13 protein-coding genes are annotated in these 20,062 nt (G+C 59.9%); 6 read left to right on the forward strand and 7 right to left on the reverse strand.

All coding sequences use genetic code 11. The annotated features are described in order from the left end of the window. Positions 1 to 3: 3 nt before the first annotated feature. Entirely contained in the window at positions 4 to 1,413 is a 1,410-nt protein-coding gene (locus tag PSJ8397_RS12270) for a cytochrome ubiquinol oxidase subunit I (protein ID WP_085864919.1), read from the reverse strand. A 269-nt stretch (positions 1,414 to 1,682) separates the two neighbouring features. On the opposite strand from PSJ8397_RS12270, the gene PSJ8397_RS12275 reads away from it, so the two are divergent. The 6 genes from PSJ8397_RS12275 to PSJ8397_RS12300 all read left to right on the forward strand — a co-directional run bounded on the left by PSJ8397_RS12275 (position 1,683) and on the right by PSJ8397_RS12300 (position 6,565). Further along, a complete protein-coding gene (locus PSJ8397_RS12275; RefSeq protein WP_085864920.1) occupies positions 1,683 to 2,396 on the forward strand; it encodes a succinate dehydrogenase/fumarate reductase iron-sulfur subunit in 714 nt (237 codons plus the stop codon). Continuing rightward, positions 2,396 to 2,737 carry a succinate dehydrogenase gene (locus PSJ8397_RS12280; protein ID WP_085864921.1) on the forward strand — a complete coding sequence of 114 codons (342 nt, stop codon included), beginning with the start codon at positions 2,396 to 2,398 and terminating at the stop codon, positions 2,735 to 2,737. Before PSJ8397_RS12275 ends, PSJ8397_RS12280 begins: the two co-directional genes overlap by 1 nt. Then, positions 2,734 to 3,078: a succinate dehydrogenase, cytochrome b556 subunit gene (gene sdhC, locus PSJ8397_RS12285; RefSeq protein ID WP_085864922.1), complete on the forward strand. Its 345-nt coding sequence runs from the start codon at positions 2,734 to 2,736 to the stop codon at positions 3,076 to 3,078. The genes PSJ8397_RS12280 and sdhC overlap by 4 nt, the downstream gene beginning before the upstream one ends. 1 nt (position 3,079) lies before the next feature. Beyond that, on the forward strand, positions 3,080 to 4,831 hold the full coding sequence (locus PSJ8397_RS12290) for an L-aspartate oxidase (RefSeq protein WP_085864923.1): 1,752 nt from the start codon (positions 3,080 to 3,082) through the stop codon (positions 4,829 to 4,831). Positions 4,832 to 4,931: 100 nt separating this feature from the next. Next, positions 4,932 to 5,903: a fumarate hydratase gene (locus PSJ8397_RS12295; RefSeq protein ID WP_085864924.1), complete on the forward strand. Its 972-nt coding sequence runs from the start codon at positions 4,932 to 4,934 to the stop codon at positions 5,901 to 5,903. Then, positions 5,900 to 6,565 carry a fumarate hydratase C-terminal domain-containing protein gene (locus PSJ8397_RS12300; RefSeq protein ID WP_085864925.1) on the forward strand — a complete coding sequence of 222 codons (666 nt, stop codon included), beginning with the start codon at positions 5,900 to 5,902 and terminating at the stop codon, positions 6,563 to 6,565. The genes PSJ8397_RS12295 and PSJ8397_RS12300 overlap by 4 nt, the downstream gene beginning before the upstream one ends. On the opposite strand, the gene PSJ8397_RS12305 is transcribed toward PSJ8397_RS12300, so the two are convergent. From PSJ8397_RS12305 to PSJ8397_RS12330, 6 genes are all read right to left on the reverse strand, one after another. After that, the gene (locus tag PSJ8397_RS12305) at positions 6,526 to 7,437 is read right to left on the reverse strand and encodes a LysR family transcriptional regulator (protein ID WP_085865129.1); all 912 of its coding nucleotides are present in this window, start codon (positions 7,435 to 7,437) and stop codon (positions 6,526 to 6,528) included. The two genes, PSJ8397_RS12300 and PSJ8397_RS12305, sit on opposite strands and share 40 nt — an antisense overlap. Before the next feature lie 252 nt (positions 7,438 to 7,689). Next, positions 7,690 to 14,289, reverse strand: a complete 6,600-nt coding sequence (locus PSJ8397_RS12310; protein WP_085864926.1) for an Ig-like domain-containing protein — start codon at positions 14,287 to 14,289, stop codon at positions 7,690 to 7,692. Between the two features lie 555 nt (positions 14,290 to 14,844). Then, the gene (locus PSJ8397_RS12315; protein WP_085864927.1) at positions 14,845 to 16,539 is read right to left on the reverse strand and encodes a dipeptide ABC transporter ATP-binding protein; all 1,695 of its coding nucleotides are present in this window, start codon (positions 16,537 to 16,539) and stop codon (positions 14,845 to 14,847) included. After that, complete coding sequence (locus tag PSJ8397_RS12320) at positions 16,540 to 17,445, reverse strand: ABC transporter permease (protein WP_085864928.1); 906 nt, start codon at positions 17,443 to 17,445, stop codon at positions 16,540 to 16,542. Next, on the reverse strand, positions 17,445 to 18,416 hold the full coding sequence (locus PSJ8397_RS12325) for an ABC transporter permease (protein WP_085864929.1): 972 nt from the start codon (positions 18,414 to 18,416) through the stop codon (positions 17,445 to 17,447). The genes PSJ8397_RS12320 and PSJ8397_RS12325 overlap by 1 nt, the downstream gene beginning before the upstream one ends. A 34-nt stretch (positions 18,417 to 18,450) precedes the next feature. After that, positions 18,451 to 20,031: an ABC transporter substrate-binding protein gene (locus tag PSJ8397_RS12330; protein ID WP_085864930.1), complete on the reverse strand. Its 1,581-nt coding sequence runs from the start codon at positions 20,029 to 20,031 to the stop codon at positions 18,451 to 18,453. Between the last annotated feature and the right edge of the window lie 31 nt (positions 20,032 to 20,062).

Consider the following 20,062-nt stretch of genomic DNA (forward strand, 5'->3'; position numbering starts at 1 on the left):
GGTTTACTCCGCAGGAACGGCGCGCACTTGCGCGTCTTCGGATTGAGGGACGCGCGGTTCAATTGATTGCCCACGCGAGGCCCGACGGGCCAGATAGAAGATCACGCCGATGTAGGCGCCAAGAAGGATGGCATAGACCGTCAGATAGGCGATCAGCGACGACAGCACCATGGTGGGCGGCACATCTGCCACGGCCTCTTTGGTGGTCATGACACCTTGGACCAACCACGGCTGACGCCCGATTTCGGTCGTGTACCATCCCGCAAGTGTGGCAAGCCAGCCGCTGAACGTCATGCCGACAAGGCCGAACAAAAACAGCTTTGGCAAACCATCTACGCCGCGACGGCCCTGCCCATCGGCCCGTTTGCGCATCATCAGCACAACGGCGGCCCAACTGACCAGCAACATCAAGACACCTGTGCCCACCATGACCCGGAAGGACCAGAACACAGGGGCCACACGCGGGTGCAATGCCGTGCCGTCTTCGGCCACAAATTCATTCAGGCCTTTCACCTCACCGTTCCAATCGTGGGTCAGGATGAGGGACGCCAATTTGGGGATACCGATTTCAAAGTTGTTCTCACGCGCCTCTTCGTCAGGCAGTGCAAACAGCAACAGCGGTGCGCCGTTCTGGGTTTCCCACACACCCTCCATCGCCGCGACCTTGGCGGGTTGATATTCTTTGGTGTTCAGGCCGTGCAGGTCGCCCACAAAAATCTGAACAGGGATCAGCAAGGCTGCCATGAAAACAGACGTCCGAAGCGCCACCCGCACGCCGCGCGTCCGCCCCCCAATCAGATAGCGGAAGGCGCTGACGCCTGCGATCAAGAAGCTGACAGTCAAGAAGCTGGCCAGCATCATATGGAAGAACCGGTACGGCATGGACGGGTTAAAGATGATGGCAGACCAATCGGTCGCATGGGCCACACCGTCAATCATTTCAAAGCCTTGGGGCGTGTGCATCCACGAATTCAACACGATGATCCAGAAGGTCGACATCGTTGTACCGAACGCCACCAGGAATGTCGCACCCGTATGCAGCCAGCGCGGCACGCGGCTAAAGCCGAACAGCATGATGCCAAGAAACACCGCCTCAAGGAAGAACGCGGTCATGATCTCATAGGCCAACAAGGGCCCTGCGATATTGCCCACGATTTCCATAAATCCGGGCCAGTTGGTCCCGAACTGGAATGACATCGTGATGCCGGACACCACCCCCATCGCGAAGGACAGCGCAAAAATCTTCACCCAGAAGCCATACGCCTCCATCCAGCGGTCATCGCCGCTGCGGTTGTAACGAATGCGAAAATACAAAAGCACCCAGCCCAAGGCGATCGTGATCGTTGGGAACAAAATGTGAAACGAAATGTTGGCCGCAAACTGGATGCGGGACAAAAGTAGGGTGTCGAGCATATCAAACCTTTGGAAAGAATCTCTGTTGCCTTTCCATATGGCGTCCAACCCACCCTTGGAAAGGAGGTTGCGACCAGATCACGCAGGCAAATTCCCCTTCTTTCTCGGGGTTAGGCCGCTGTTTACCAGTCCAGTCGCGTGTGGCAGTCAATACGTCCTCTCCTGCACACCTTTAGAAAGCATGCCTTACAAATTATTCAATAAAATCTTCTATTTTGTAAGTTTATCTTTCGATTTATAAAGACCCGTCTTTGATCAGGTCCACACCCATGTCCATGTCCACCCTTGCCGTGACCATTGAACGTTCAGCAGGCGGCCAAACCACGTTCAAGGTGCCGGCCCATGACAACCAGACGGTTCTGGATGTCGTCTCATGGGTTCAACAGAACGCCGATCCCACGCTCAGCTATCGGTTTGCCTGCCGCGTGGGCATGTGCGGATCCTGCGCAATGATGGTCAACGGCGTGCCGCGCTGGACCTGCCGGACGCATATCTCCAAGGTGTTGGAGGGCAACGCCGTCACCATCGGGCCTTTGCGCAACCTGCCCATCATCAAGGATCTCGCGGTGGACATGGACCCGTTTTTCGACAAATGGGTCGCCGCCGAGGGCGTGCATCACGGCGCGCTGACCCGCAACGATCCCATCGCAGACATCGATGAGTCCAGCGCGGCCCGCGTGACTGCCAATGCTGGCATTGAATGCATCAACTGTTCGGTCTGTTATGCGGCCTGCGACACGGTCACCGGCAATGACGCCTATCTTGGCCCCGCGGCGTTGCAGCGGGCATGGACCCTGCTGAACGACGCCAAAGACGAAGGCCGCGTGGCGATCCTGGATGCTGTGTCCGGCGTTGGCGGCTGCCACAACTGCCACTCCATGGGATCGTGCACGCACCTTTGCCCCAATGACCTTGACCCCATGACGGCCATCGCAGGGTTGAAACGTGAAACCGCCAAGACGGTCTGGAAACGAGGCCGCTGATGCTGACGTTGCGTCTTTATATGCTGCAACGGATCACCGCGCTTCTTATGGCGCCGCTGGTGCTGGGGCATCTGGCGGTGATGATATATGCTGTGCAAGGCGGGCTGTCGGCTGCGGAAATTCTGGGCCGAACACAAGGGTCCGTGCTGTGGTTCGTCTTTTACGGGCTGTTCGTGGTGGCCGTTGCAGTGCACGGCGCCATCGGGGTCCGCGCCATTCTGGCGGAATGGGGCGGGGTCCGCGGGCGTGTCCTTGAGGGGGCGATGTGGCTCATCGGCCTTGGCCTTTTCGCCCTTGGTGCGCGGGCCGTCTGGGCTGTGACATTCGGGGGCCTGACATGAAGGCTGTGATCAACCGCGCCCATCCCCTTTGGCTGGCCCATGTCCTGCACCGGCTGTCTGGCCTTGCGCTTGCCCTGTTTTTACCGCTCCACTTCTGGGTGCTGTCACTGGCGCTGACGGACCCTGCCCGCCTCGACGGGTTTCTGGCGCTGACAGATCAAACGGTGGTCAAGCTGGCGGAATACGGCCTCGTCTTTTTGCTGGCCGTTCACATGTTCGGCGGCCTGCGCGTCATGGCGATGGAGTTTTTGCCGTGGACCGCGCCCCAGAAAACCCTCGCCGCGATGGCAAGCGCGCTGTCCTTTCTGATCGCCACCCTCTTTTTCCTGCAGGCCCTGTGACATGCCCCAGATTGACCGCCACGACACGGACATCCTGATCCTCGGCACCGGTGGCGCGGGCCTCTTTGCCGCCCTTCACGCCCAGCAAACCGCGCCCGACGGCACGCGCATCACCATCGCCGTCAAGGGCCTGATTGGCAAATGCGGCTGCACGCGCATGGTTCAGGGCGGCTACAACGTCGCCTTGGGCGGCGGCGACACGGTGGAACGGCATTTCATGGACACAATCCAGGGGGGCAAATGGTTGCCCAACCAGGACATGGCCTGGCGGCTGTGCGAAGAGGCCGTTGTCCGCATCCGTGAGCTTGAAAACGAGGTCGGCTGCTTTTTTGACCGCAATCCAGACGGCACGCTGCATCAAAAGGCCTTCGCCGGACAAACCGCCGACCGCACCGTCCACAAAGGCGATCTAACGGGCATCGAGATCATCAACCGTCTGATGGAAAAGGTGTTGGCGAGCGGCGTCGAGAAACTGCAAGAGCACCGCGCCATCGGCCTGATCCCCACCCGCGATGGCAGCGCGCTGGCGGGTGTTCTCATGATCGACATGCGCACGGGCACATTTCGACTGGTGCGCGCCAAGACCGTCCTGATGGCCACGGGCGGCGGGCCGACCATGTACAAATACCACACGCCATCGGGGGACAAGACGATGGACGGCCTCGCCATGGCGCTGCGCGCGGGGCTGCAGTTGCGCGATATGGAAATGGTGCAATTTCACCCCACGGGCCTTTTGGCGGGCGATCACACACGGATGACCGGCACGGTGCTGGAGGAAGGGTTGCGCGGCGCAGGCGGGCAGCTGATCAACCACGCGGGCCAGCGGTTCATGTTTGACTATGACCAGAAGGGAGAGCGGGCGACCCGCGATGTGGTCAGCCGTGGCATCTATGCGGAGATGCGCAAGGCGAATGATCCTGAACAGGAAGGCGTGTTTATCTCCATGTCGCATCTGGGGCCCGAGTGGGTCGCAAAGAAGTTCAAAGGCATGGTCAAACGCTGTGCGGACAGCGGGTTTGATCTGGCCGCAGGTCAGGTCGAGGTCGTGCCGACGGCGCATTATTTCATGGGCGGCGTGGTGGTTGACGTCGACACCCGCACCGCAATGGAGGGCCTTTATGTGGCGGGCGAAGACGCCGGAGGGGCCCATGGATCCAACCGTCTGGGCGGCAATGGCGTGGCCAATTCAACCGTCTTTGGTGGCATCGCAGGGGACACCATGGGCCGCGATGTGGCGCGCATGGCCCTTCGCGATCCCGACGAAGAGGTACTGGCCGCCGAAGTGGCCCGCGCCCTGCATCCGCTGACCCGCAAACCGGACCTGATCCAGCCCCTGCGCAAAGAGCTGCAAGACGTCATGTGGGATGAGGTGGGCGTGATGCGCACGAAGGCCGGAATGGAACGGGGGCTGACCGGCATTGCGCAGGTGTCGGATGCGTTGATGGACATCGGCGTGGATGACGGCGCTCTGGCGTTCAATCTGACATGGCATGACTGGTTGAACTTGCGGTCACTATGCGATGTGTCGCAGGTGATCACCCGTGCAGGGCTGGCCCGCGAAAATTCCCGCGGCGCCCATTTCCGTGAGGATTATCCGACCGACGGCGGGCTGGAGAACAGCGATTTCACGGTTGCGCAGATGCAGGGCGATACCGTGTCGGTGACCCGCGCGCCGGTTGAATTTACCATTGTGAAACCGGGCGAGACTGTGTTGCCCGACGGTGCCCCTGAAACACTGGTGGCCGTCCCATGAGGGATTGCGCCGACTGCGTCGTCGCGGTGGCTGGGGGCGCTGCCCCCCGCGCTTGCGCGCTCCCCCCGGAGTTTTTCTGGCCAGATGAAGGAGGCCCCGTATGATCCCTGCTGAGCTTATTCAATCCACGGCGCGCGTCTTGATGGACAAGGCAGCAATTGAAATCCCGCAGGATTATCTGGACGGTTTGCAGCGGGCCGCGGAGACCGAGGACGGTGATTTGTCGTCTTTCGTGTTGCGCGCGATGCTTGAGAATTATGAGGCCGCCAAAGAAGACCGCCGGGCCATGTGTGGAGACACCGGCGTGCCGCGTTGGTTTGTGAAACTGGGCAATGAGGCACAGGTGGAGGGCGGGATGGTCGCGCTTGAGGCCGCCTTGCGCCGCGCCACGGCTGAGGCCACCAACAGCGTGCCGCTCAGGCCCAATCGGGTGCATCCCTTGTGGCGCACGGACCATGACAACAATGTTGGCATCGGCGCGCCGGAGATCGAATACGGCTTTGAGCCGGCCACGCCTGAGTATGGCGGCGCCTGGATTGATCTGATCACCGTTCACAAGGGCGGGCTGTTTGGCACAGATTACCGCATGTTGTTCCCTTCGGATGGGATTGAGGGGATCAAGCGGTTCTATCTTGATAGCCTGATGGCCTTTGGCAAACGCGGGCTGGCCTGTCAGCCCGCGATCATCGGGATTGGATTGGGCGGCAGCAAAGACATCTGCATGACGCTGGGCAAGCGCGCGTCGACCTTGCGAATTGTGGGCAGCCGCAATTCCGACCCGAAAATTGCTCAGATGGAGGACGAATTCAAAGAGCTGGGCAATTCCATCGGCATGGGGGCCATGGGGTTTGTGGGCAAGAACATGGTGATCGATTGCAATATTGAGGTGGGCTATTGCCACACGGGCGGAATGCCCATGTCGGTCCATGCGTTTTGTCTGTCGTCGCGCCGTGCTGTGGCGCGCATTCATGCCGATGGCCGCGTGGAACACCGCACCGATCCCGACTGGTTTACGCCCTACCAGCGGCGCGAGACCGTCGACTGGCCCGCGCACCAGGAGGCCGCAGAATGAGCATCCGCGAAGTCCGCCTGTCCACCACCCCCACCCCAGAGGCCATCGCAGATCTGCGACTGGGCGACATCGTCTATCTGGACGGCCTGATGTACACCGCACGCGAAGGCGTCTACATGCGTGCGCTGGAGGACAAGGCCAACATACCGATGGAATTGCCCAGCCAGTCGGCGGCGAATTTCCACTGCTCCCCCGCCGCGGCCATCCGCGAAGATGGCAGTTACGACATGGGGGCTGTGACGGCCACAGCCTCGTTCCGGTTTGCCAAGTGGTTGCCTGAATGGATGGCCAAAACCGGCGCAAAGTTGATCGTCGGCAAAGGCGGGATGACGTCAAAAGACTACCGCGACTATTTCGTGCCCAATGGGGCGATTTACCTGACCACCGTGGGCTATGGCACGGGCGCCTTGTTGGGCCGCGGCGTTGAGCGCGTCGAGGCTGTCCATTGGAACGAGGAACTGGGCTTGGCGCAGGCCATGTGGGTCCTCAAATGCAATAAGATGGGGCCGTTCATCGTCGCCTCGGATCTGCAGGGCAACTGTCTGTTCGAACGCGAGAACGCAAAGATCGCAGAAAACATCGCGCAGGCTTACGAAGGCACACGGCCCGCGACCCTGAAACGCTACGGCGAGACCGACGACCGCAGTGATGAGGTCATCTGATCGCCAATCACCACCTGTTGAAGGGCCGCAAAGACTTCGTTCATTGCGGTCATTTTCAGATTGCCATCGCGGTAGACGAAGCCAACGATGCGGTGCGGCGCGCCCTCTCCGAGGCTGATTTCGCGCACCATGGGGGCCCCCACGGGGCGGACAGCCGGGGCCGGCACGACGGACACGCCCAGATTGGCCTGCACCATGCTGGCAATCGCCTCAGGACTGTCGAGTTCCATCGTCTCAGCCACTTTGATCTGGCGTTCCAATATCCAGTTGTCGATCAATGTGCCCACAACGGCGTGGCGGTTGAACCGAATGTAGGGGCGTGACTTCAACAGATTGATCGGGTCGCGTTCGGTTTCCTGTCGCGATGTGATCAACTGCATGGCTTCCGTGGCCAAAGGGCGAAAGGTGACGCCAAGCGGCATCAATGCCGGTTTGGTCACGATTGCACCGTCCAGCGTGCCGCGTTCCACCTCGGTCATCAATGCGCCCGTCAGGCCCGGTTTGATGCGCAAGCGGACATCGGGGTACTTGGTCTTGAAGACCGCCAGCGCCTGAGGGGTCAACCCCGTAAGCGTGGTGCGCAACGCGCCCAAGGATATCGTCCCTTTGACACCACCGTCCCCCAGAACCGACGGCACAAGATTGTCATAATCAGAGACAATGACCCGCGCTTTTTCAACCAGTGCCCGCGCCACAGGTGTCAAAACGGGACTGCGCCGTGATCGGTCAAAAAGGGTCAGATCCAAATCCGCTTCGAGCGTTTGCATTTGTTGGCTGACCGCCGCGTGGGTGACGTTGATGGTCTTCGCGGCAGCGCTGAACGTGCCCTCATCTGCAACGGCAATGAATGTACGCAACAATCGGATTGTCATAATGCCTCCCACACATTTCGTTTCAAACGCAGAAAAACTGATCTGGTTTCCCCACGCTTCTGCAAAAAACACTTTAAATTTTCATTACCGCGCAAATTGCTATGTCATATGACATATCGGTTTTCAGGTAGCTTGTCGAAGGTCACGGGCAAGGGGTGCACCCGACAGCAAAACGCCGCCACCCCAGATGGGACGGCGGCGTTAATCTTTATGAACACATGTTAACGGATCACGTAATCCGACAAGGCGGTCCTAGAACTCAAGCTCATAGTAGACCTCGGCGCTACGACGTTCGGTGTCGCCTGTGCGTTGCACGTCAAGCGAGATGCCGTAACGTGACAAACCGTCGTCCGACACACCATCCAGCCCGACGGCCAGCCCGCCCCCACAGTTTTCACTGTCAACACGGGCATCCGTGTAACGACACACAAGGCTGGGTGCGATAGACAAGGTGTTCAAGGCACCGCCTGTCTCCAGCGGGATCAACACTTCCGGCGTCAAGCTCAGCTCAAGGATAGACACCGCCCCGAACTCTTGTTCGACGGATGAGGACAGGCCGAAAGCATCCGCCTGGAACCCGATCAGACCCAATTCGGTGCGGCCATAATCCAGCGATGCGTTGGGGCGGAATTCGATCCCCGACTCCATCATATAGCTGCCCGTAACCGAGGCCCCCGCGTAGTACGAGAACGCCCCATAGTCCCCATCGAGGGCCAGAACATCGTCTGCAAACTCGATGTCTGTCCACGTGTAGCCGACACCGCCATAGGCGTCTGCAAACACCGTAGCCGACAGCTGCGTCAGACCATAGACACCCGCAACAAGGCCCGCGCTGCTGCTGCTGCCCTCAAAGGTGCCATCAATGTCGCCCACATTCAGGCTGCCACCGTAGAAATAGCCCAAACGAGAGGTCTCAGACAGATCCTTTTCAAGGGTCACACGGCCCGACACCTGCATGTTGGTGCTGCCCGTATCATCCGCGACGATGTTGAACTGCCCTTGCGCGATCCGCAGCATGCCACTGTCCAGCATGCGCTGGCCATAGAACGTGCCACTGGTCGAAAACGCCTGCAATGACAGCTCGGCCGTGCCGGTCACATCAAAGGGCACGTCCTGGGAGACATCGACCTGTTCGCCCGACATGAACCGCCCACGGGCACTGTTCATCATGCCCGCATTGGCGGCCATTTCGTTGTCCAGACGGCGCAATGCCTCCTGTTGGACCACGTCGATGACCTCATCCTCGCGTTCGGCCAAAGCAACCTCGGGGCTGCCCGCCTGAACCTCAAACACCGTGGCCGCAGCTGTGACGTTGCCCGCCGCATCCGCAACCGCGCCTGCTGGAAGTTCCACGCGCACCACAGCGCCGATCACAGGATCAACCTGCACCGTATAGCTGGCCCCGCTGCCTGCCAGATTGGACACCGACCCGTTCGTCACGGTCAGATCCTCAAGGGTCAGCCCCTCGATCGCCTCGCTTGCTGCAATGTTCAGGGTAAAGGCCTGCGTGACGACATCATCAGCAGCATTCATGGTCACAACCGGCGCATCCGCATCAATCACGACGCTGATCGTGGTGGACGTCGAGCTGCCGTTGCCCGCCAAATCGGTCACAGCACCATTGGTCAATGTGATGTCCAAAGACCCTGAGCTGCGGATCGCGATAGGCACCGTCCATGTGACACCACCGTCTTCCGTAACAGGCGTGCCGATGACCGCACCGGGAATGACAATGTCACTGATGTCCAGACCGTCCACAGCCTCCGAGAAGGTGATTGTGATGTCGAACTCAGAGCCCAACGGGCCATCCGGCACCGTAATCACCGCCGTGGGCGGGGACACATCATTCGTCACCGTCACCGTGTTGGACGCTGTCGACAGCAAGCCCACCGCATCCGTGGCCGCACCTGCGGCGATGGATACGCTGACTTCGCCCGCGCCATCTGGGGTGATCAGCGCCCCATAGACGGATCCGCTGATGGCGATAAATTCGCTGGCCGCACCGTTTTGGACGGTGATGTCCGCTGCGGTGAAGTCGGTCACATCCTCACTGAACGTCACGAGAATGCCAAAGGCTGCGTTGGTCAACGCGCCGCCCAGATCCGGCGTCGTGATGACCACGCTTGGCTGTGTCACATCGGCTGTCTCTTCAAGACTTGTGGCCGCGCGGCTTGAATTGCCCAAGGCATCGGTCACTGCGCCCGCAGGCAAGGCAATGGTCACGTCACCATCAGCCGTCGGGGTAATCTCCACCGTAAAGGTGGTGTTGTCAGACGTGTTCAGCGTCCCGACATCCGCATCCGTCACAAGGTCCGATGCCTCAAACCCAACCACCGGTTCAGAGAACGTGACGGTCAGCGTAAAGGCCCCCGCATATGGACCAGCGGGTGCCGAAAGGGACGGCAACGGGCCAAGGTTGTCCATCGTGTAGGTCTGGTTCGTCGCAGGCGCCCCATTGGAGACGACATTTCCCGAATTGTCGACAGCTGTCGCCGTGTCAGACACGGTCAGGCCGATGACGCCATTGTGGTCCGCCAGCCCGTTCCCGGATACGGTGACGAAGTACCCGAAGGCTGACACAAAAGCGGCCTCTGTTGGCTGATCCGCTGTTTCTGCCTTCCCCAAACCCAAGGGTCCAAAACGCACGCCCGTCACGGCCCCTGCTCCGCCAGTTACCGCGAAATCGGCGGCTGTGACTTCACCCATGGGGCTGTCGAACACCACCTGGAAGAGAAGGCTGTCGACGTTCGTCACTTCGTTGTCCGGTGCCAACCGCGAAATAGACAGCGCCTGGGGTGCCGTGTTGTCGAGGGTGTAGGATTCGTTCAGGTCTGTGGCGGACACATTTGTTGGGCCATTGCCCGCAAGATCGGTCCAATTTGCGAGAATTCGCAACGTCGCGACGCCGTTGAAGTCGGCCAGGTTTCCGCCAGAAAACGTCACGTTGTAGACGCGTGCAGACACAGGTGTCACCGCAGCCGTTCCCGTCGCCCCGCCATTGATGCCAAAGGTCGTGGCATCAACCCCTTTGAGATCTTCGGAAAAGGTCACTTGCCACGTCAGCGTGTCCGCATTCGTAAAGCTGTTTGTGGGCGACAGCTTTGCAATGGACGTCACCGTGGGTGCGGTGTTGTCCAACGTATAGGTCTCGTCTGTCTCAGGTTCCGATGTCGCCAAAAGGTTGCCTGCGGCGTCAACGGCACCTGTCGTGCTGGCGACGTTCAGTCCGACAACCCCGTCAAACGTGTCCAACCCATTGCCGGACACAACCACGATGAATCGCGAGTTCAGCACGGGTACGGCCATTGGCGGGAATGGTCCGCCCGTCGGAGGCCCGACCGGTCCGCATGGCCCAAGACCGGGACCACCATAGATATCGCTGCATGGCAGGCCGATCGGGAGACCTCCGCACACCACATCCGCATGCGCTGTTGCACAAGGCGCCGTCACCGGAGCGATAGCCGCCTCAGGCACAGACCCTTCCATCCGGGAAGAAACAGGCGTCACCGATGTCACAGTGCCCGCCGTGCCATTCACGGCAAAATCGCTGGTCGAAAGGTTCCGCACAGCTTCTGTAGTGGAGACCAAGAACGACAGGCTGTCCGCATTCGTCACCGCATCTTCTGGGATGGCTCTGACAATCGACGCAACGCGTGGTGTGCCTCGGTCCACCAGGAAGGACTGATTAAGGCCGGTGGGCTGTGTGTTGAAGACAAAATTGTCGCCGGTGACATCCGAAATCAGATAGGGCGCGCTCAATGAGATCGACACAAAGCCACTGTAGGTGGCCAGACTGCCCCCCGACACGGTCACCCGCAAACGATTGGGGTTTGAGGTCGCCGCGGCAACCACTGTCGCATCAGGCACTTCGGGGCTTGAGAACGAAGATGCCCCAAAGACCGGCGACAGAGGCTCATTAAACACCGCGTCGAACGCCAGGGTCGTCGCATTTGTCGCTTCGTCCTGAGGGTCTGCGCGCGTGATCGACAGCAGGATGGGCGCGTCATTGTCGAACGTATACGTTTCGTTACTCGACGTAGGCTCCACCGATTCCATGTCATTTCCGGCCACATCGGACAGGTTGGTCAAGTTCAACGACGCCGACAAAGTGCCGTTGAGCGTGTCAAGATTTGCACCGGACACCGTCACGTCGAAGGTTGAGCTGTTCACCTCCGCCACAGCAACGTCAACGGTCCCTCCCCCGAAGATGACCACATCTGTCGCGTCAAAGCTGGCCAGCGCCTCTGAGAACGCCATGCGGAACGTCACGGGCCCGTCTGAGACCGTGCTTTGCGTCGGCGACTGCCGCGCAATCGTCAGCAAACGGGGCGCCGTGTTGTCGAACGTATAGCTTTCGGTATCAATCGATCCGTCCTGCGCAAAGGGGTTGCCCAACAGGTCCTTCAAATTGTTTGTGGGGGATACGCCCACAGTGACGTTGCCATTGTGCGTGTTCAGCCCGTTGCCAGAAACCGTCACAAAAACGTCTCCAGAAGATTGCCGCACAGCGGTGATCGCCCCCGCCCCACCGACAACTTGGAAATCGCTGATCTGCGGGTTGTCCACATCACCGCTGAACGACAGTTCAAATTCCACTGAATTTGCGTTGGTCAACTGGTCCTCGGGCGTCGACCGCGAAATGTCCGACAGGCTCGGGCCTGTGTTTTGCAATTCGTAGGTCTCTTTGGTGATAAACCGGGTCGCAGCGCGCAAGAAGTTGCCCGCCACATCTCTGGCGGTGGGCGCCGCGGCAAGGTCCAGGCCAATTCGCCCATCATGATCGACAAGATCAGCTCCACCAACGGTCACGACATATATGTCGGCACCGCCGTAACTGACAACCGATGTGACGCTCCCCGCGCCGCCCGTGGTCACAAAATTGCTCGCAGTGAGGTTGGTTAGGTCCTCGCTAAAGGTCACGAGGAAATCGATGGTATCGGCATTGGTCAGCCCGCTGCCAGACGAGAACCGCGCAATCGACTTCGGTTCAGGCGCCCGGTTATCCAAAGTGAAGGCTTGGCTGTTGGCCGTAGATGGCCCGCCCGTTGACAGCAGATTGCCCAACGCATCCGCCGCACCGCGCGTGGCGCTGATCGACAGCCGGATGTCACCGCTGGCGTCTTTCAGGGCGGCATCCGTAAAGGTCACATCATAAACGGTGGACGACACCATCGAGATGCTGGACGCAGACACCGGTAAATTGTTCACAAAGACAAAGAAATCAGACGCCTGCACGCCCACCAGCGCGTCATCAAACGTCGCGCGGAATGTCAGACTGTCGGCGTTGGTCGTAGCCTGTGATGGCGACTGCCGCGCCACGTTCGTCATGAACGGGCCGGTGTTGTCCAAGGTGTAGAGTTCGAACGTGGCAAAAAGGGTATCTGCCTTGTTTCCGGCCAGATCGGTCGGGGCAAAACCCAGAGCGGTCTGCAGTATCAACGTGCCCTGCGCGCTTGCCACAGCGGCCCCAGACGCGGTCACCGTCCAGACCGCCGGATTGGCTGTCTGTTCATAAGCCAAATTGGCCCCCGACGCCCCCGTCACTGTAAACGCACCAGCGGCCAGCCCAGTGACAGGTTCACTAAAGGTCGCCTTCCATTTCAAAGTGTCCGCGTTGGTCACCACAGTCGTCGGATCCAATCGCTCAACAGTCAACAGATCTGGGCGCACGGAATCGACCGTGGTCTTTGGGAATGTCGTCACCGCGGGGAGTGTCAGCGCAACGACGTTGCTCACCGCATCTTGCGGAAAGGCGCCATCCAGATCAATGGCTGTGATTTCAATCCCGTTTGCGTCCACGACCCCTGAGGGGACAGTTGCTGAAAACCGCAACCGTGTCGACGGGCCCGTAAAGCGGTTGTATGATGCTGTCGTGGTCGTGCCGCCGATATCAAGGGTAAGGGTCGGTCGCGCAGACGTTGGAAAGCCACCGTCTGTGATGGTTTCATCCACCTCCACGAAAATCTCGATCGTGTCATTAAGCTTGAACAGGCCCTCTTGCACAGTAAACCCTGTGATCATTGGCGCAACACCGTCCACATTCACACCAGAAAAAACGGCGGAAATGGCGGACGTACTGGTCCGCGCATTTACGGCCACATCGCGAAACGTGGATCCAGATGTCCCCTCAAGGGCGATCCCGTCCGTATCCTCGTCGCCCGACTGCACCGTATACCGATAGGTAATCGCTGTCGTCCCTGCCCCGCTGAGATATGTCGCCTCTCGAAGCGCCGTACCAACGCGCAGGTCAATGGTTCCACTCGCCACCAGTTGACCTGGGCCAAAGGGGGTCACAGCCTCGCTGAAATTAAGCGTGATGTCGAGTGCGGCATTAATGCCTCGCGTGCCCATTGACGGGGGTGTAATGGACGAAATTTCAGGCGCGACGCCATCCACCAGCACACCCGGGCTCGACGCCACGCTGTTGAGGGTAAAGTCAACCACAGGCGCGCCAGAGGATGCGTCCACAATCGAACTCCCGCCCGCGTTGACGATATTCCCCAAAGCGACCGTGCCCGCGTCATTGGCTTGGACGGTGTACGTAAAAACAGCCGTATTTCCACTCTGCACAGATGCAAACTGCGCCACCCTAGGGGCACCGCCCACCGTGATGCTCATCTGCGGCGTCCCGGTGACGGCAATATCAGTCGAGAATGTCACAGGAATGGAAATGGTCGTACCCACGCCATACGTCGCCGGAGAAATCGCGCCGACAGACGACACAACCGGTGCAGGGGGCACGACAAGTGTGCGTGTGTTCTCCAAGTTCGTGTTCGTGGCCCCGATATATGCGATTTTATAATCATACACATCACCGGTGACATCCTCAGTTGCACGGAACGTGATGCCCATCTCAATTTCGTCAGCAAAAGTTGCGGCCGACGGCTCAATAGGTACCAGCGAATTTGGAACGACGGTGAAAGGGCAAGCCAAACTGAGTTGGAGCTCGGTTATGAGCGTGACGGCTGTAATAGAGTCAAAAAACCAAATGGAGGATGTGGCACTTCTTGAGTTGATGAGAATTTGGGCAACGCCAATACTCGGGGTGAAATTGGTAAAGACAGAACAGCTGGGTGTTGCTGTCGTGGTTCCAGCCAGTTGAACGCTCGCGCCGCTGACCACATCCCCACCCGTCCCAAAAGCGTTCACTTGCCCCGCGGGCAAAGCACCCAACGCGGACAAAACACCAATGGCAGCGATACCCGCACCACGACGAACAGCGCGCTCCGCGCGACGAATAAAGGACTTAATCAACGGTTCACCCCAACCTATAATTTTCGCGTTCCCGCGCGTATGTCATAGACCATAGCGGCAAAAACCCGCCGACAGGTAAGAAAATTACCCTCACGTCAGCTTGTGAGGCTTTCAAACAACACTCAACCAAAAGAAGAATTGGTTAAAACGGCATCAGCCCGCTCTGCGCCACGCCTTGGGCATCACCGGCGTCAGCGCCAGCAGCTCTCTGGTATAATCGGCCTGCGGGGCCTCATACAGGTCCTCGGTCGGCCCGACTTCCTCTATCCGGCCTGCCCGCAGCACCGCCGTATCGTCGGCCATCTGGCGCACCACCGACAGGTTATGGCTGATAAACAGCACCGACAAACCGAAGGTCGATTGCAGATCTTTCAACAAATTCAGGATCTCGGCCTGAATGGACACATCCAGTGCTGAGGTCGGCTCATCGCAGATCAAAAACCGTGGCCGCGCCAAAAGCGCGCGCGCCACAGCCACCCGTTGCCGCTGGCCGCCAGAAAACTGATGGGGGTATTTGTCGATGGCCTCAGGCGCCATGCCCACCAGCTCCAACATCGCAGCCGCCAGCCTGCGCCGCTCTCTCGCGTCGCTGACAAAGCCGTAAAACCACAAGGGCTCTTCCAGGATATCCGCGATGGTGTGGCGGGAATTCAGGCTCGAATACGGGTCTTGAAACACCATCTGGATCAGCTGACGTGACGGATGCCGCCGGCCTCGCGTTTTGCCATAAGGCAGGTCATCCCCGCCCAACTGCATGGTGCCGGACGTGGGGCTGACAAGCCCCGTGATCGCCTTGGCCAGTGTCGATTTGCCGGACCCGCTTTCGCCCACAAGCCCCATGATCGTGCCGGGCCGGACCGTCAGCGACACATCATCCAACGCCACATAAGGCGCGGGCGTGCGAAACAGCGACGTGCGCGGGGCGGCGAACTGCACCGTCAGATGGTCAAGGGTCAAGCCCAGCATCTCACTGCGCTGCCCCTCCAGCAACCACGCCTCTGCCACATTGCCCGTGGGCCCCTCCCCCGCGATGGGCGCCTCCTCGGGGACGCGGAAGCGGTCGATCTTGACGTCCAACGGGGGCACCGCATCCATCAGGGCTTGCGTGTAGGGATGGTCCGGCGCGCCCAACACCTGTTGCGTCTCGCCGGTTTCCATCACGCGCCCCTTGCGCATCACGGTCACGCGGTCGGCCACCTGCGCGATGACGCCAATGTCGTGGGTGATCAGCATGAACGCAATCTGCCGCTCGCGCGCCAGCCGTTGGATCAACGCCAACACCTGGGATTGCACCGCCACATCCAGCGCCGTCGTCGGTTCATCCGCGATAATCAACTCAGGGTCCGTGCAAATCGCCAGCGCAATGACCACCCGTTGACGCATGCCGCCCGAAAACTGGTGCGGATAGGCCTTGATGCGGCTTGCCGCGTTCTTGATCCCGATCTCTTCGAGCAGATCCACGGCGCGGGTCACAGCTTGGCTGTGGGTCGCGTCGCTGTGGGCCTGAATGGTCTCAACCAGCTGATCTTCGATGGTCATCAAGGGGTTCAACGACGTCTGCGGGTCCTGAAAAATCATCGAAATCCGGTCGCCCCGGATGCGATGCGCGGCCTCAGGGCTCAGCGCGCGCAGGTCCGTCTCGCCCAGCGTAATCTCACCCCCCGCAATATAGCCCGGCTGCGACAACAGCCCGATGACAGCCGCGCCAACGGTGGATTTGCCCGCGCCGCTTTCGCCCACCAGCCCGTGGATCTCACCGGGGCGGATTTCCATATCCACGTCGGCAATGGCGGTGACGTCGCCAAACCGCGATGGAAACTTCACTGCCAGATCCTTGATCACCAACATCTACCGCAACCTCGGGTTAAAGACGTCGCGCAGGAAATCGCCAAGGATGTTGATGGACACGACCAGGGCCACCAGAAACAGGGTCGGGATCCACAGGATCCACCACTCGCCCGACAGCAAAAACTGCATCCCGATGCGGATCAGCGTGCCGAGGCTGGGGCTGTCCGCAGGAAGGCCAATGCCAAGGAAGGACAACGTGGCCTCCAGCAAAATGGCACTGGCCAGATCCACCGTCATGATCACCAACAAAGGCCCAAGGATATTGGGCAGAATATGCACAAACATGATGCGCACGGGCCGCTGCCCCATCATGATCGCGGCCTGCACGTATTCCTTTTGCATCTGCACAAAGGTCGACGCCCGCGCTGTGCGCGCAAAGTTCACCCACAAGGACAGTGCAATGGCCAGCGTAAGCACCGCAACGCGCACGTCTTGCTGAACGGACGCAGGCAGCACCCCGCGCGCGATCCCGTCAATCAACAGCGCCGTCAGGATCGCAGGCAACGCCAGCTGCACATCGGCAATCCGCATCACCACCGCATCAAACCGCCCGCCGTAAAACCCCGCGGCCAGCCCCAGCCCCACGCCCAGCACTGCGGCAATGGTCAACGCGGAAATCCCAATCACCAGCGACAGCCGCGCACCATAAAGGATCGACGAAATCATATCGCGGCCCTGATCGTCCGTCCCCAACAGGTACTTGGGGTTTGCGCCGTCCTCCCACACGGGCGGCAGCAGCCCGTCAAACAGGCTGAACGACGACAGATCATAGGGGTCCACCTGCGCAATCCACGGCGCAAAAACCGCGCCAAAGATGATCGCAATGGCGATCACCGCCGCCACAATCGCGGCGGGCGAATGCACGAACAGCCACACGGGCTCATATCTCTTCAACCAATCGCGCATCACAAATCCTTCACCCTGAGGCGCGGATCAATGGCGACATACAAAAGGTCCACGATCAGGTTCACCAGCACAAAGAAAAACGCGATCACGACCAGATAAACCCCCATCACCGGAATATCGACAAAGCGGATGGATTCCAGAAACAGCAGCCCCATGCCGGGCCACTGAAACACACTCTCCGTCACGATGGAAAAGGCAATGACGCCGCCGAATTGCAACCCGATGATGGTGATGACCGGCACCATCGTGTTGGCCAGCGCGTGGCGATAATGCAGCCGCCCCATGGGCACGCCGCGGGCCATGCCGAACCGGATGTAGTCGGATCGCATGACCTCCATCATCTCGGCCCGCACCAGACGCATGGTCAACGTCAGCTGATAGACACCCAAGGTCACCGCCGGCAGGATCAGCGACCGCCAACCCTGCACCGTAAACAGCGAACTTTCCCAGCCGCCAATCTGCACCGTGCCATTGCGCCCGAACGTCGGCAGCCAGCCCAGCTGTACGCCGAAAATGAAGATCAACATGATGCCAATGACAAATGTAGGGATCGACACGCCCACCAAGGTGGTCAGCAAAATCCCTTGCGTCAGAACCCCCCTCGGCCTGAGCGCGGTATAGACCCCCGCCGGGATCCCCACGATCAGCGAAATGATCAGTGCCACAACCCCCAATTCCAGCGTGGCAGGGATGCGGTCCGCGATCATGTCCGCCACGGGCTGGCGCGTGCGATAGGAAAACCCGAAATCGCCTTGCAACATGTCCGTGGTGAACCGGTAGAACTGCACCACAAACGGATCGTTCAGGCCCAGATCCTCCCGCAGCCGTTCCTGGTCGGCCACGGTGGTTTCAACCCCTGTCATCTGGCTGATGGGATCGCCCACAAACCGAAACAGGGAAAACGCCAGAAAGGCGACGGCCAGCATCACAAAGACGGACTGCACCAGCCGTTTCAGGATGAAATAAACCATCGCCTGTCTGCTTATTTTACGTCGATCAAGTCGATCAGTTCACAGTCACCCAGCGCAACATGAAGAAATTGTCGGCCCGCTGCGTCAGATCCACATTGTCCTTCGCGGCCCAGATCAGCGGCTGAGTATAAAGCGGGATGTAGGCGACCTCCTCCTGTGTAATCGCCACAACCTCGTCGATCATCGCCTGACGGGCGGCGGGATCAATCTCTTGCTGGATCATCGGCAACAGCTCATCCACGCGCGCGTTGGAATAGTTGCCAAAGTTCCACGATCCCAGACGCGCCTCATCATCCTGGCTGTGCATCAAAAAGCGGATGGGGTGTTCCATATCAAACGTGCCCGGCGACCAGCCCAGAAGGTACATGTCGAAATCGTCCTCACGCAGCTGCGGCCAGTAATCGCGCACGGGGCCTGTGCTCAGTTCGGCGTTCAGGCCAACGGCGGCAAACATGGACGCCGCCGCACGACACAGCGCCTCATCGTTGATGTAGCGGTCGTTCGTGCACTTCAGACCAAAGGAAAACCCATCAGGATAACCCGCCTCGGCCAGCAATGCGCGGGCGCGGTCGGGGTCATAGGCGGGGCGGTCGCTGTTGGCCTCGGAATAGCCGGAAATGCCCGCAGGCACCAACTGGCTCGCTGCCTCGATCTTGCCGCGGAACAACACGCGGTCGATGCTGTCGATGTCCAGCGCATGGGCCGCCGCCAAACGCACGCGGGGGTCCTGGAACGGGTTCACATCCGTGACGTCAGTGGAATACAGCAAGGTGTCGTGTTCATGGCCAAAGCCAAACATGATCACGCGGGTCTCTTCGCCCTCAAGCACCCGGAACCCCTCGCGCCCCTCAACCTGTGCCACATCCTGCAACGGGATCGGCTGGATGAAATCAATCTCGCCGGACAAAAGCGCGGCCAACCCCGTGGCTGCGTTGCCGATGGGTGTGAACACGCCCTCGGTCACGTTGTGCTCGGCCTCATCCCACCAGCCCTCATGGGGGACCAGCACGGTGCGCACACCAGGATCACGGCCCGCCAACGTAAAGGGCCCTGTGCCGTTCACGTTCATGGTGGCGAAGTTTTCGGCGTCCCGTGCAGGCAGGGCCGCATCATTGCCCTCGGCCCAATCTTTATCAAGGATCATGAAATTCGCGATGCTGTCGGGGAACAGCGGGTTGGGCGCGTTCGTCACAAAATCAATCGTAAACTCATCCACCACCCGCACGTCCGTCACGGGCGCGAACCAAGACCGCACATCTGCGGCCTCATCGGATGCACGCTGATACGAAAACAGCACGTCTTCTGCGGTAAACGCCGACCCGTCCTGGAAGGTCACGCCTTCGCGCAAAGTGAACCGCCAGCCATTTTCGCCCTCAAGCGGCTCCCACGATGTGGCCAGGGAGGGTTCAATCGACATGTCCTTGCCGCGCCGCACCAGACCTTCGTAAATGTTGTTGAGGAACGAAAGAACCGGCGCAGAATTGACCGCATGGGGGTCCATCGTCTGCGGGTCCGTCGTGGACGCCCAGCGCAGCGTTTCCGCAGAGGCCCCCATGGCGCAGACCGCAAAGGCTGCCCCCATCAAAGCCGTGGTTCCAAGATTGCGCAGCGCCATTGTCGTCCCTCCAAATTATTGTCAGACCATC

The sequence above is a fragment of the Pseudooctadecabacter jejudonensis genome (assembly GCF_900172275.1).
GTDB classification, from domain to species: domain Bacteria; phylum Pseudomonadota; class Alphaproteobacteria; order Rhodobacterales; family Rhodobacteraceae; genus Octadecabacter; species Octadecabacter jejudonensis.